The 12,333-nt window shown below is 64.0% G+C and carries 13 protein-coding genes and 1 pseudogene; 6 read left to right on the top strand and 8 right to left on the bottom strand.

Annotated elements, in window-relative coordinates; genetic code table 11:
- Positions 1-20 precede the first annotated feature (20 nt).
- From NKI99_RS06710 to NKI99_RS06695, 4 genes are all read left to right on the top strand, one after another.
- Positions 21-506 carry a MaoC family dehydratase gene (locus NKI99_RS06710; protein WP_023810115.1) on the top strand — a complete coding sequence of 162 codons (486 nt, stop codon included), beginning with the start codon at positions 21-23 and terminating at the stop codon, positions 504-506.
- Positions 503-1,534: a phosphotransferase family protein gene (locus NKI99_RS06705; RefSeq protein WP_352440908.1), complete on the top strand. Its 1,032-nt coding sequence runs from the start codon at positions 503-505 to the stop codon at positions 1,532-1,534. Before NKI99_RS06710 ends, NKI99_RS06705 begins: the two co-directional genes overlap by 4 nt.
- A gap of 164 nt (positions 1,535-1,698) precedes the next feature.
- Positions 1,699-2,337 carry a TetR/AcrR family transcriptional regulator gene (locus NKI99_RS06700; protein ID WP_023810117.1) on the top strand — a complete coding sequence of 213 codons (639 nt, stop codon included), beginning with the start codon at positions 1,699-1,701 and terminating at the stop codon, positions 2,335-2,337.
- A gap of 173 nt (positions 2,338-2,510) precedes the next feature.
- On the top strand, positions 2,511-2,759 hold the full coding sequence (locus NKI99_RS06695) for a DUF680 domain-containing protein (protein WP_023810118.1): 249 nt from the start codon (positions 2,511-2,513) through the stop codon (positions 2,757-2,759).
- A gap of 50 nt (positions 2,760-2,809) precedes the next feature.
- Here NKI99_RS06695 and NKI99_RS06690 read toward each other — a convergent pair.
- The 8 genes and pseudogenes from NKI99_RS06690 to NKI99_RS06655 form a co-directional block, all read right to left on the bottom strand.
- Positions 2,810-3,861 (bottom strand): annotated as a pseudogene (locus NKI99_RS06690) (Gfo/Idh/MocA family protein).
- A gap of 64 nt (positions 3,862-3,925) precedes the next feature.
- The gene (locus tag NKI99_RS06685) at positions 3,926-4,711 is read right to left on the bottom strand and encodes a ThuA domain-containing protein (RefSeq protein WP_023810120.1); all 786 of its coding nucleotides are present in this window, start codon (positions 4,709-4,711) and stop codon (positions 3,926-3,928) included.
- A gap of 76 nt (positions 4,712-4,787) precedes the next feature.
- A complete protein-coding gene (locus NKI99_RS06680) occupies positions 4,788-5,018 on the bottom strand; it encodes a hypothetical protein (RefSeq protein WP_023810121.1) in 231 nt (76 codons plus the stop codon).
- A gap of 59 nt (positions 5,019-5,077) precedes the next feature.
- On the bottom strand, positions 5,078-5,662 hold the full coding sequence (locus NKI99_RS06675; protein WP_352440905.1) for a sarcosine oxidase subunit gamma: 585 nt from the start codon (positions 5,660-5,662) through the stop codon (positions 5,078-5,080).
- The gene (locus NKI99_RS06670) at positions 5,655-8,648 is read right to left on the bottom strand and encodes a sarcosine oxidase subunit alpha (RefSeq protein WP_352610287.1); all 2,994 of its coding nucleotides are present in this window, start codon (positions 8,646-8,648) and stop codon (positions 5,655-5,657) included. Before NKI99_RS06670 ends, NKI99_RS06675 begins: the two co-directional genes overlap by 8 nt.
- On the bottom strand, positions 8,645-8,956 hold the full coding sequence (locus NKI99_RS06665; RefSeq protein ID WP_023810124.1) for a sarcosine oxidase subunit delta: 312 nt from the start codon (positions 8,954-8,956) through the stop codon (positions 8,645-8,647). Before NKI99_RS06665 ends, NKI99_RS06670 begins: the two co-directional genes overlap by 4 nt.
- An 11-nt stretch (positions 8,957-8,967) precedes the next feature.
- On the bottom strand, positions 8,968-9,408 hold the full coding sequence (locus NKI99_RS06660; protein WP_352610284.1) for a hypothetical protein: 441 nt from the start codon (positions 9,406-9,408) through the stop codon (positions 8,968-8,970).
- Complete coding sequence (locus NKI99_RS06655; protein WP_023810126.1) at positions 9,408-10,661, bottom strand: sarcosine oxidase subunit beta; 1,254 nt, start codon at positions 10,659-10,661, stop codon at positions 9,408-9,410. The genes NKI99_RS06660 and NKI99_RS06655 overlap by 1 nt, the downstream gene beginning before the upstream one ends.
- Before the next feature lie 269 nt (positions 10,662-10,930).
- On the opposite strand from NKI99_RS06655, the gene NKI99_RS06650 reads away from it, so the two are divergent.
- Positions 10,931-11,689, top strand: coding sequence for an SDR family oxidoreductase (locus NKI99_RS06650; RefSeq protein ID WP_352440902.1), 759 nt, complete (start codon positions 10,931-10,933; stop codon positions 11,687-11,689).
- 108 nt (positions 11,690-11,797) lie between these two features.
- Positions 11,798-12,184, top strand: coding sequence for an SET domain-containing protein (locus tag NKI99_RS06645; RefSeq protein WP_352440901.1), 387 nt, complete (start codon positions 11,798-11,800; stop codon positions 12,182-12,184).
- Positions 12,185-12,333: the final 149 nt, after the last annotated feature.

Genomic DNA, 12,333 nt, shown 5'->3' with positions numbered 1-12,333 from the left:
CCGGGGGTGAACTGGAGGACATGAGCGTGGAACCGATCAGTCTCGATGTGCTTCTGGCCAGTGTCGGCAAGGAGGTTGGCGTGTCGCCGTGGCGGGCGGTCACGCAACGCATGATCGATCAGTTCGCCGACGCCACCGACGACCACCAGTTCATCCACTGCGATCCGGAGCGGGCCATGCGCGAAACGCCGTTCGGCGGCACCATCGCGCACGGCTTCCTGTCGCTGTCGCTGTTGTCGGCGATGACTTTCGAGACCATGCCGCCGCTGGAAAACGGCAAGATGGGCGTCAACCACGGCTTCGATTCGCTGCGCTTCCTGGCGCCGGTGAAAACCGGCGCGCGCATCCGCACGCGGTTCGTGCTGGCCGACGTCAAGGTCAGGCCGTCGGGCTGGGTGCAGACCGCGCATGACGTGACGATCGAGATCGAGGGTTCGAAGAAGCCGGCACTGACCGCGCGCTGGCTGACGCTGACCTTGATCGAACGCCAGCCCGAGACGGCATGAGTGATCCCGTTCTCGACCAGGCAGCGCTTGCGCCTTACCTCGAGGCGAACATACCGGGCTTTTCCGGGCTTGCTGCAGTCGAGAAGTTCAAATCCGGCCAATCGAACCCGACCTACCTTTTGACGGCGGCAAGCGGCCGTTATGTGCTGCGCGCCAAGCCGCCGGGGCAATTGCTGAAATCGGCGCATCAGGTCGACCGCGAATTCAGGGTGATGAGCGCGCTTGCCGGCACCGCCGTGCCTGTGCCTGCCATGCTGCATCTGTCGGCGGAAGACTCGCCCATCGGCCGTATGTTCTACGTGATGGATTTCCTGGACGGCCGCATTTTCTGGGATCCGGCCCTGCCGGAGGCAGGCGACAACGAAGAACGCGCCGCCATCTACGATGCCATGAACGAAACCCTCGCGGCGCTGCACGAAATCGATGTCGGGACAGTGGGGCTCGGCGATTTCGGGCGGCCGGGCAATTATTTCGAGCGCCAGCTGGCGCGCTGGACGAGCCAGTACCATGCCTCGGAAACCGGCACCGTCGCCGACATGGACCGGCTGATTGCCTGGTTGGAAACGCATATGCCCGCCGATGACGGCCGGATCTCGCTGGTGCATGGCGACTACCGGCTGGACAATCTGATCTTCGCGCCGGACCGGCCAAAGGTGCTGGCGGTGCTCGATTGGGAATTGTCGACATCAGGCCACCCCTTCGCCGATATCGCCTATCAGTGCATGCAATGGCGGCTGCCGCACGCGTCGGGTTTTCGCGGCCTGGGCGGCATCAACCGCGCGGCGCTCGGGCTGCCCTCCGAAACGGACTACGTCGCCGCCTACTGCCGGCGGCGCGGGCTCACCGGTATCGGCAACTGGACGTTCTTCCTGGCCTTTTCCTTCTTCCGGCTGGCCGCGATCTGCCAAGGCGTCTACAAGCGGGCGCTGGACGGCAACGCCTCCAATCCGGAAAAAGCCCGGACCTATGGCGAGGCGGTGAAGCTGCTTTCGCGTCTTGCCGCGAAGCTGATCGACAAGGAGGCGTGATGGGCCGCTTTGACGGAGCAAAGGTGCTGATCACGGGTGCCGCCAACTTCGACAAGCGTCGGCACGATCCGAAGCATACCGCTTGGGAACCTCCCGCGCTCTTGTCCGTTTCCGTACAGCGTATATAATTTAGCCAGACACCAACCAACCAAAGGCACCAGATCTTGCCGCCGAGCGTCCCGACACGCCGCGAGAAACAAAAGGCCGAACTGCGCTCCGAACTGGTCGAGGCCGCGCACAAGCTCGTCCAGGAGGAAGGCTATGAAGGCCTGACCATCCGCAAGCTGGCCAAGCGGGTCGGCTACGCCCCGATGTCGGTCTATTCCTACTTCGCCGACAAGCAGGACATCCTGTTCGCTCTGGCCGAGGATGCATTCGAGACGCTTGCCCGCCGCATCGAGGAGCATCCGTCCGACGATCCGATCGAGGCCTTGCAGGCGGTGATGACCGAATATGCCGCTTTCGGACTCGGCAATCCCAACGAATACCGCACCGTGTTCATGACCGAAAAGACCAAGCTGCCAGAAGGCTACAACGAAATGGAAGAGAGCAACCCTGCTATGAAGGTGCTGATCAGCAGGGTCGAGGCCTGCGTCGCCGCCGGCAAATTGCAGGGCGATCCGCGCGCCATCGCCACCATGCTGTGGGCGGTCGGCCACGGCACGATCTCGCTGCTCATCACCTTTCCGTTCTACCCCTTCGGCGACCCGCAGGCCTTCGTGAAGCGGATGTGCGATTTCACGCTTGCCACGCTCAGCACGCAAAACGTGCCGCCACTGACCGAGACACCGGTCAACTGCTGAACGCCGTTTCCTTTGGTTTGTGTATTCCCCTCCAGACCTGGGGGGTTTCTTGGTTAACAAAAAATTTATTGTACGCGTACGGTTTTCCTTGAACTTCGCGATCGACGGGCGTATATGTACAGTGCATCGTACATGTACGAGAGAAATTCACCCGTCGAAAACGGAGACTGACAATGAAAAAGATACTCCTCACCCTCGCCGCCGTGCTGGCACTTTCGGGCTCGGCCTTCGCCGCCAACACCACCCACCCCGTCAAGCATGCGCCGGTGGCGGCCTGCGTTGACACCAAGACCAACGTGAAGCTCGATTGCGCTTCGACCGGTTCGGTCGAGAAGAAGGGCGCCACGGAAAATACCGCTGAAGGCAAAGGTCCGCGCCTCGGCATCGACATCAATCCTTGGATCGTGCCGAGCTCGTTCTGATATTTGCAGGACATCACTTCTGGCCGGCACAAGCCGGTCAGGTGGAAACTTCAGCTGACCGAAACCGGCAGCTTCGCCGCTGAACTCTCGAAGGCCGCGTCAATCAGCTTCTGCATGTCGGCGGCACGCCGGAACGACGGATCGCCATTCCGGCCTGTATCCAGCGCATCGGCAAAGCGTCGCGCATTGCGCTTGACACTGGGCAGCGCCAGCGTTCGCCATTGCTGAAGATCGACATCGCCGCCGAGACAGGCCGACAGGTTAGATGCCTTGCCGTCGGTCTCGACCCTGATGGCGCCCTTGTGGTGCCGTGCAGGGCCAGCGACAAATCGTTGGCGTGGCCGGTCATGTAGCGGCTCGCCGCGATCGTGGCGAGCGCGCCGGAACTGAGCCGGGCCGTCATCGCCACGCTGTCATTGGCATCCAGCAGATAGTCGCCGATGCGCTCGCCCTCGGCCTTCGGAAACGTCACCAGATCGGCGTGGAGGCTGACGATGTCCTGATCGGCGCCATAGGTGGCGAAGTCCAGGATGTGGATGCCGACGTCGCCCAGCACGCCGGTTGAACCGTGCCGGCTGGACAAGCGCCACAGCCATTTGTCCTCGACCCGCCAGTCGCCCCATGACTGGCTGACCAGCCAGCTTTGCCGGTAGCTCGCCTCGACATGGCGCAGCTCGCCGATCTCGCCGGCCAGCACCATGCGCCGCGCTTCATGAATCGCCGGTGAGTTGCGATAGGTCAGGTTGACCATGTTGACCACCCCTGCAGCCTCGGCCGCTTCGGTCATATCAAGCGCGTCGGCGTGGTTCGGCGCCAGCGGCTTTTCGCAAAACACATGCTTTCCCTGGGCAAGCAGCGCCAGCGTCGTCGCCATATGCGCACCATCCGGCGTCGCGTTGATGGCGGCATCGAACTGACCCCAGGCGATCGCCGCCTCCAGGCTCTCGAAAGATTCGCCGATCTTGCTGACGGCGGCAAACGCTGCGGCGCGGCCGGGCACCTGGTCGACACAGGCGACGATGCTGCAGCCCGGGATCTCGGCAAACTCCTCGACATGATGCCCGGCGATACCGCCGGTGCCGAGCAGAAGAATTCGGTGCATTAGCCCCAAGCCCCAATCAACTCACGCCTTAAGCAATTCAGGCCCCGATCAGCTCAGGCCCGAATCAACTCAGGCCCTTGTCGCCGTCGGCATGCAGGCGCAGCCCCTTCTGCACGATCTTCTCCTTGGCCGCATCCGTCGGCACGTTCGGCGCGTTGGTGATGCCGGACCAGGCCGGCGCCGGGTTGTGCGCCCAATGGACGGCGTTGCGCAGCACCTGCTGCACGCCCTCATTGTGATAGATCGGATAGGTCTCGTGGCCGGGCGAGAAGTAGAAGATCCGTCCTGCACCGCGCTGGTAGGTCAGCCCGGATCGGAACACCTCACCACCCTCGTACCAGGAGACGAACACCGTCTCGAGCGGCTCCGGCACGGCGAACGGCTCGCCATACATTTCCGTCTCGCCGATCTCCAGGCACTCGCCGATGCCTTGCGCGATCGGGTGGCCGCGGTTGATCGCCCAGACGCGCTCGCGCTCGCCCGCCTCGCGCCATTTCAGCGAACAGGGCGTGCCCATCAGCCGCTTGAATATCTTCGAGTAGTGGCCGGAATGGAGCACGATCAGGCCCATCCCTTCCCAGACCCGCTTCTGCACCCGCTCGACGATATCGTCCTTGACCTCGCCATGCGCCGCGTGGCCCCACCACAAAAGCACGTCGGTGGCCGCCAGGCGCTTCTCGCTCAGGCCATGTTCGGGTTCCTGCAAGGTGGCGGTGGTCGCCTCGATGCCCTTGTCCTGGTTGAGGGCGGCGGCAATGGTGCCGTGCATCCCCAAGGGATAGAGGTCGCGCACGGCTTCATTGGTCTGCTCGTGGACGTTCTCGCCCCATACGATCGCTTTTGTCGGCATTTTCATCTCCCAAAGCGCTTTAAATAGCATGTCCAAGGGGATTGAGAAGGCCCGATGAGATCTTGCCCGATGGAAACTACGGCTTGCGCCTCTTGCGCCCGGGCACGGTCTTGGCCTTGCCTGGTTTTGCCGGAGCTCCAGGAATGGCCGTTCCAGTGATGGATATCGGATCGCTGGCCGGGAACGTGTCTTCGAGGCCTTCCTCGAGTTCGTCTTCGGCGCTCGGCGCTTCGTGCCGCTCGTGTTCGAGCGAGCGGACAGCCGATGTCTTTATGACCGGCGACTTCGGCGCGGAATTCGACGGCATCGGCATTCTCCCTCGGCGTGCGGATGCAGAACGAGCGTGCCCTGCAAAACGTTCCGAGTTCAGACCGCCGCGTCGCGCGATCCCTCGGACAGCAAAGTAAAGACATAGTCCGAGAAGGAACGCCAGCATTCGACCCGGAAGGCGTCGTTACCCGTGCGCAGCAGCACGATCTCGGTCTTGCCCAGGATGGTGCGCGACGCTGCTCCCACCGGGAAGGCGTCGAGCGACAGGTCCTGCGGGCAGCCCGCATTGATCGCCGCCGCCGCTCCGGCACCCATCACTGATATCGCGATGTTGCGATGCGAGACGCCGACCGCCGAATGCAGCGCGGATACTTTGGCGCAATCGGCGAGCGGATCGTTGTCGGCCTCATCGATGACCAGCCATTCGTCGGGGCCGAGCCACAGAGCGGTGCGCCCGCCGTTCGCGGCAGCGGTTTTCGGCTTGTTCGGCAAGGTCACGCCGAGCGCCTTTGAAAGCGCTGCGACCGAAGCCTCCGGCGCCCGTAATGAAACGCGCTCGGCCGGCGGCAGCACCTCGACCTTGACGCTGGCGGCAGTGGTGCTGCGCCCAGCCAGCGCCGGACGGCGTTCGACCGAAGGCGATGCGGCCGGAGCCGTCTTTCTTGCAGCGGCCTTAGCCATTGAGGCGCCCTCCCGTCTCGTCGAAGAACACCATGCCGGTAACCTCCACTTCGATCACCCCGTTCGGCATCGGCACATAGAGGGTCTCGCCCATCCGGTCGCGGCCGCCGGCGACCAGCGCCAGAGCGATCGAGCGGCCGCAATTTTCCGACCAGTAGCTCGAGGTGACATGGCCGATCATCTTCATCGGGATCGCCTGCTTCGGGTCCTCGACGATCTGCGCGCCCTCTTCCAGCACCACCTTGGGATCCCTGGTCTTCAGGCCGACCAATTGCTTGCGGCCCTTGGCGACCAGATCTGGCCGCGTCAGGCCGCGGATGCCGACGAAGTCCGGCTTCTTCTTGCCGACCGCCCAATCGAGGCCGGCGTCGTTCGGCGTTACCGTGCCGTCGGTGTCCTGGCCGACGATGATGTAGCCCTTTTCGGCGCGCAGCACGTGCATCGCCTCGGTGCCATAAGCAGCCGCACCATGCTTCTGGCCTTCGGCCCACAGCGCTTCCCAGACCGCCTGGCCATAGTCGGCCGGCACGTTCACCTCGAAGCCGCGCTCGCCGGTGAACGACATGCGGAACAGCCGCGTCGGCACGCCGCAGATCTTGCCTTCGCGCACCGACATGTGCGGCAGCGCCTCGTCCGACATGTCGATGCCTTCGAGCAGCGGCGCGATGATGTCGCGCGACTTGGGTCCCTGCACCGCGATAACAGCCCATTGCTCGGTGATCGAGGTCAGCCAGACATTGAGATGCGGGAACTCGGTCTGGAGATAGTCCTCCATATGGTTCATGACGCGCGGCGCGCCGCCGGTCGTCGTCGTCACGTGGAAACGGTCGGGGGCCAGCCTGCCGACGACGCCGTCATCATAGATGAACCCGTCCTCGCGCAGCATGATGCCGTAGCGGCAGCGGCCGGGCTGCAGCTTCTCCCATGGGTTGGTGTAGAGCAGTTCCATGAATTTGGCCGCGTCCGGCCCGACCACTTCGATCTTGCCCAGCGTCGAGGCATCGAACAGGCCAGCCGTCTTGCGCACGGCGACGCATTCGCGGTCGACCGCCGCGTGCATGTCCTCGCCCGCCTTGGGGAAATACCAGGCGCGCTTCCACTGGCCGACATCCTCGAACATGGCACCTTGCGCCTCGGCCCAGGGATGGATCGCGGTTCTGCGTGTCGGGTCGAACAGCGGACCTCGCGCATGGCTGACGATCGCGCCGAAGGTGACCGGCGTATAGGGCGCCCGGAACGTGGTCAGGCCGACTTCCGGGATCGGCTTGCCCAGCGTCTCGGCGGCAATCGCCAAGCCGTGCATGTTGGAGGTTTTGCCCTGGTCGGTCGCCATGCCGTTGGTGGTGAAGCGCTTGACGTGCTCGATCGAGCGCATGCCTTCGTGCACCGCCTGGCGGATGTCCTTGGCGGTGACGTCGTTCTGGAAATCGACGAAGGCCTTCACCGTCGTATCCGACCCGGCGCCGGGCGCTGCACCCAGCATGCCGCGCGACCAGCTCTCCGAGGCGTCTACCTTCGGCTTGCTGCCCTTGGCGGTTTTGGCACCCGCATCCCTGGCCGCCTTGGCGCCTGCCGCATAGGCCTCATCGACCGTCGCAGACAGCCCGTCGGTGCCGTTGCAGGCGCCGACCGAGACGCAGTCCTGCGCATAGATGCCCGGCACGAAGCGCTTGGTCTCGTCGTTGAAGGCGACCTTTCCGCGCGACTGCGAGAACAGATGCACCGACGGCGTCCAGCCGGCCGACATCAGTATCGCATCGACCGCGATGGTGCGTTCGCCGCCGCCATTCTTCGGCTGCACGGTCATCGACGAGACCCTGAGCTTGCCGCCGGCGCGGATCACCGCGCGGCCGAAATTGACCTCGATGCCGAGCGCCCTCGCCTCGTCGATCACCGGTCCGGTCGGATTGTCGCGCAGATCGACGATCGCCGCCACGTTGACGCCGGCTTTCTTCAGGTCGATCGCCGCTGCATAGGCGGAATCATTGGCGGTGTAGACGCCGACATTCCTGCCGACGGCGACGCCATAGTGGTTGAGATAGGTGCGCGCGGCACCCGCCAGCATGATGCCGGGCCGGTCATTGTCGGCAAACACCATGTGGCGCTCGATCGCACCGGAGGCCAGCACCACGCGCTTGGCCCGGACCTGCCAAAGCCGCTCGCGCGCCAGATCGTGGCCGGGGGTCCTCAGATGTTCGCTGACACGCTCGACCAGCCCGATAAAATTCTGCGCATAGTAGCCGAACGCCGTCGTGCGCGACAGCACGCGGACATTGTCCATCGCGGCGAGCTTCGCCACGGCAGCTTGCGCCCAGGCAAAACCGTCCTGGCCGTCGATCTTCGCGCCGCTCTCGAAACGCAGGCTGCCGCCGAACTCGGCCTGCTCGTCGGCGAGGATGACGCGCACGCCGGTCTCGGCCGCCGCAAGTGCTGCCGCGATGCCTGCCGCACCGCCGCCCAGCACCAGCACGTCGCAATGCGCATAGCGCGATGAATAATGGTCGGGATCCGGCTGGTCCGGGGAAACGCCAAGACCGGCCGCGGCGCGGATCTTTGGCTCATAGAGCGTCTTCCACGCCGCTTTCGGCCACATGAAGGTCTTGTAGTAGAAGCCGGCCGAAAGCAGCGGCGAGGCGATATCGCTGACCGCACCGAGGTCGAAGGACAGTGACGGCCAGCGGTTCTGCGACTGCGCATCAAGCCCATCATAGAGCTCCTGCACGGTCGCCCGCACGTTCGGCGTCTTGCGTGCCGCGTCGCGCCTGATTTCGACCAGGGCGTTCGGCTCCTCGGCGCCCGCCGACAGGATGCCGCGCGGACGGTGGTACTTGAACGAACGGCCGACGAGATGGACGCCATTGGCGAGCAGCGCCGAGGCCAGCGTGTCGCCCTCGATGCCGGCATAGGACTGGCCATCGAAGCTGAACCGCGCGGTCTTGGCTTGGCCGAAGCGGCCAGCGCCGGGAATGCGGAACGCGCCGCTCATTTGGCAACCACTTCGTTGGAGTTTTTCGGCAGCTTGGTGGGTTTGGGCTCGCCGGCCTTGTAGGTCATGACGAATTTGTCGGTGACGGTGTCGCGTACGGCATTGAAGAAGCGCGCACAGCCATGCATGTGCCGCCAGCGCTCATAAATGATGCCCTTGGGGTTGGAGCGGATGAAGAAGAACTTTTCAAAATCGTCGTCGCTCTCGCCGGCCATATTGGCCGAGCGCGCGATGTGCGCCTCGCCAGCGTTGCGGAACTCGAGTTCCGGACGCTCTTCCTCGCAATAGGGGCAGCGGATGAGAAGCATTGTCCTGGTTCCTACAATTCGCCGTGGCCGACGTGGGCGCCCGCCGGTTGATCGCAAAGCTTCTGTCCCAAGGTCGCGAACGGTGCGACGAGCCGGATGCGCTCTTCCACGCTTGCAGCGGGACGAAACAGATCGCGGGACGCCATGTTGCCGAGGGTGAGCTGCACCGGATCGGTGGTGACCATGACTTGACGCGGCTGGAATGTCTCGGCCTCGTCGAGTCCTTCGGGTCGTCCCTCGAAGAACATCACCACTCTCTGGCCGCCACTCCAGACGCAGGCCAGCGTGCCGTCATCGACCGAAAACGGCCAGACGGTTTCGTTGCCGGTGCGGCTGATCGGCTGCGTGCGCACTTCGTCCGGCGAGGGAAAATGGAACATGCCCCGTTCCCCCGTCAGCACTTGTTCCCCCGCCAGCATCAGCGGCATCGCGACAGCCATCTGCGCCATCATCAGTGCGCCACCGCCGCCGCCGCCGCCTCGTCGATGAGCCGTCCGGTGCGGAAGCGCTCGATGGTGAAGGGCGCGTTGATCGGATGCGGATCGTCCCTGGCGATCGTATGGGCAAAGACATGGCCCGATCCCGGCGTCGCCTTGAAGCCGCCCGTGCCCCAGCCGCAATTGACATAGAGGCCGGGCACCGGCGTCTTGGCCAGGATCGGCGAGCGGTCGGGCGTGACGTCGACGATGCCGCCCCACGAGCGCAGCATCTTCATGCGCGTGAAGATCGGGAACATCTCGCAGATGGCGTCGAGCGTATGCTGCAATATGTGCAAGCCGCCGGTCTGCGAGTAGGAGACATACTGGTCGGTGCCGGCGCCGATCACCAGCTCGCCCTTGTCGGACTGCGAGATATAGGCGTGCACCGTGTTCGACATCACCACGCAGGGAACCACCGGCTTGACCGGTTCCGACACCAGCGCTTGCAGCGGATAGCTTTCCAGCGGCATGCGCACGCCGGCCATGTTCATGATGACGGAGGAATGGCCGGCGGCAACGACGCCCACCTTCTTGGCGCCGATGAAGCCGCGCGTCGTGTCGACGCCCATCACCGCGCCATTGGCCGCCCGCTTGACCCCGGTAACCTCGCAATTCTGGATAATGTGGACGCCGCGCGCCGAGGCGCCGCGCGCATAGCCCCAGGCAACGGCGTCATGACGGGCCGTGCCGCCGCGCCGCTGCAGCGACGCACCGACCACCGGATAGCGCGCCTCCTTGGAGGTGTTGAGCGGTGGGCAGAATTCCTTCGCCTGCTCCGGCGTCAGCCACTCATTGTCGATGCCGTTCAGCCGGTTGGCGTGAACGTGACGCTTCAGCACCTGCACGTCGTGCACATTGTGCGCGAGCATCATGACGCCCCGCGCCGAATACATGACGTTGTAATTGAGCTCCTGGCTGAGCCCGTCCCACAGCTTCAGCGCGTGGTCGTAGATGCCGGCGCTCTCGTCATAGAGATAGTTGGAGCGGATGATGGTGGTGTTGCGGCCGGTGTTGCCGCCGCCGAGCCAGCCCTTTTCCAGCACCGCGACATTGGTGATGCCGTGCACCGTGGCGAGGTAATAGGCGGTGGCCAGGCCATGGCCGCCGGCGCCGACGATGATGACGTCGTATTCTTTCCTGGGCTCAGGCGAGGACCACTGTTCCTCCCAGCCCTTGTGGCCGCGCATGGCTTCCCGGGCGATGGCGAATACCGAATATTTCTTCAACGTCCCAACCTCGCCCCAAAAAGGCTTCGCGAATGGCGGCCGGCGTTCGTTCGGTCCCGGCGCGCGAGGTGTATCACTAGCGAAACAGCGCTTCCACCCTTGCGCTGTTTGCGACGGCGCTTGCCGTTTTGCGCCGTGGTGAAAAAGACGCATCTGGTGCGTCGGCGCTTTCCAGCATCTTGGCACGTATCGGGTGGCTCGCCTTGCCTCGATCTGCGACCAAGCACCCCAACTGCCGGTCAGGCCGGCGCGAAGAAAAGGATGCAAAAATGTTCGCACTCGCAAACAAGATCGCCATCGTCACCGGCGCCAGTTCCGGCATCGGCCGGGCCTCGGCAAAACTCTTTGCCGAGGAAGGCGCCAAGGTCATCGTCGCCGCCCGCCGTCAGGCCGAGCTCGATACGCTCGTCGCCGAGATAGAAGACAATGATGGCGCGGCCATCGCGCTTGCCGGCGATGTCAGGGACGAAGCCTATGCAAAGGCCCTTGTCGATCTGGCGGTCGAAAAGTTCGGCGGGCTCGACATCGCCTTCAACAATGCCGGCGCCGTTGGCCGGATGGGGCCGATTTCGGACCTGCCGCTGGAGGGATGGCGCGAGACGCTCGACACCAACCTCACCAGCGCGTTTCTCGGCGCCAAATACCAGGTGCCGGCAATGATCGAGCGCGGCGGCGGTTCGCTGATCTTCACCTCCACCTTCGTTGGTCACACAGTCGGCATGCCCGGCATGACTAGTTATGCCGCGAGCAAGGCCGGCCTGATCGGACTGACACAGGTGCTGGCCGCCGAATACGGCCCGAAAGGCGTGCGGGTCAACGCGCTGCTGCCCGGCGGCACCGACACACCGGCGGCAACCTTCAAGACCCCGGAATCACGGGTTTTCGTCGAAGGCCTGCATGCTTTGAAGCGTATCGCGATGCCGGAGGAGATCGCCCGCTCGGCACTCTATCTCGCCTCCGACGCCTCGAGCTTCACCACCGGAGCGGCTCTGTTTGCCGATGGCGGCGTGTCGATCAACCGGACGTGAAGATTCCAGCGGCGGGATGCATGCTCATAACCGCCAGGCAAACGGCCGCTCTTGATTTTTCGCCGCGATTTGGCGATTCCGTTTATGTCCAAAAGCGGGTCTGGAACCATGATGCTGATCAGAACCTATGTGACTGCGAGTGCGATCGAAGGTGTCGGCGTGTTCGCCGCGGAGCCGATCAGGAAAGGCGCTTCGATCTGGCGGCTCGATCCGGATTTCGACCGGCTGATCCCCATGGACAAATACGAGACGGCACCCCCGCATCTCAGGGAGCTGCTCGACCGCTATGCCTATCCGAGCCCGGACCGGCCAGGTTTCCTGGTCTATGAAGTCGACAATGGCCGCTTCATGAACCATTCCAGCAATCCGAATACGGATTTTTCGCAATATGGCGGGGCCACCGCGACCCGCGACATCGCCGTGGGCGAGGAGATCACCTGCGACTACGGCGAGTTCTTCGAGGATTTCGAGCTGCTGCACCTCGCGACGGCCTAGTCGGCTCCTTATATCAAGGCAAACAGACGGCGGCTGGCCCCGCAAATTCATTTCCGCTGTGGACAGCGCGGCATGATTCTGCTATCAGCCGCCACAATTCGTGGTGTAAACCGCCGCGGAGGCTAGTGGCTATGGCCGCTTGCCTGTTG

The sequence above is a fragment of the Mesorhizobium sp. M0239 genome, assembly GCF_040321815.1.
GTDB lineage: Bacteria > Pseudomonadota > Alphaproteobacteria > Rhizobiales > Rhizobiaceae > Mesorhizobium.
Note: the sequence above shows the minus strand (reverse complement) of the source record. Positions and strands in the feature narration are given on the sequence as shown.